The sequence below is a fragment of the Candidatus Nitrosopumilus salarius BD31 genome, from assembly GCF_000242875.2.
Lineage (GTDB): Archaea > Thermoproteota > Nitrososphaeria > Nitrososphaerales > Nitrosopumilaceae > Nitrosopumilus > Nitrosopumilus salarius.
The window spans coordinates 1-995 of the sequence record NZ_AEXL02000032.1; the positions used below are offsets into that span (position 1 = coordinate 1).

At 38.4% G+C, this 995-nt stretch carries 1 protein-coding gene; it reads left to right on the forward strand.

What is annotated here, in order from left to right; translation table 11 throughout:
- Positions 1-153: 153 nt before the first annotated feature.
- A partial coding sequence (locus BD31_RS01750; RefSeq protein WP_238536032.1) for a S8 family serine peptidase occupies positions 154-995 on the forward strand: 842 nt, incomplete at its 3' end.

Sequence of the window (995 nt, forward strand, 5' to 3'; positions counted from 1 at the left end):
TATTCAATTTATTGCTTTATGAAGCAATTCGTTTACTTGCTAATCTCGATAGGGAATTTGTGAAATCGTTAGTAATTTTTCTATATTGATAGTATTTTCAGGGATTTTGTTTTATCTCAGATGTTTGATTCAGAAAATGAAATCAGGACATATTTGCAGCGAAGTGTTCCGTTTGTGGGAGCAGACATTCCCAGAATAGATGGAATAGATGGGACAGGAATTAAAATTGCAGTAATAGATACGGGTGTTGATTTTAATCATCCAGATTTGTTTGGATGGGGCCCTGATGGAAAAGTAATTGGCGGGTACAACTTTATCAACGAAGACGAGCCACCAATGGATAACAACGGTCACGGCACTCAGGTTGCAGGAGTAATTGCAGCTGATGGGCAAATAAAGGGAATTGCACCCAAGGCAAAAATTCTTGCCTACAAAGTTTCAGAAGATGGTGAAGGAGTATCTTCAGATTTAATCATCAAAGCAATCAAGAAAGCAATAGAAGATGATGCAGACATTATCAATATCAGCTTGGGGGTAAACAAAACAAACTCACCAATTGATCGTGCAGTCAATCTTGCATTGGAAAGAGAGATCTTTGTTGTAACTGCAGCTGGAAACGATGGACCTGCATTAAAAACAATTGGCAGTCCAGGTAGAAATTTCGGATCAGTTACAGTTGGTGCTACATACAACAATCTTACCTCAAGTATGGTTGCAACACTTGAAATTGATGAGAAGCCATACACTGTGATTCCCATGGTTGGCTCTCCGAAATTAGAAAAGGCAATCACTGGCAAATTAGTTTTTGCAGGTTATGGAAAATCAGATGATTTCAAAGACATTGATGTAAAAGATGCAGTGGTTATAGTTGAGAGGGGCAGTGATGTTGAAGGTGAGATGTTATATTTTTCAATCAAAGAAGCCAACGCTGCAAACGCTGGTGCAAAAGCATTGATGGTGTACAATAACGTCCCAGGAATTTTTTTAGGTGAATT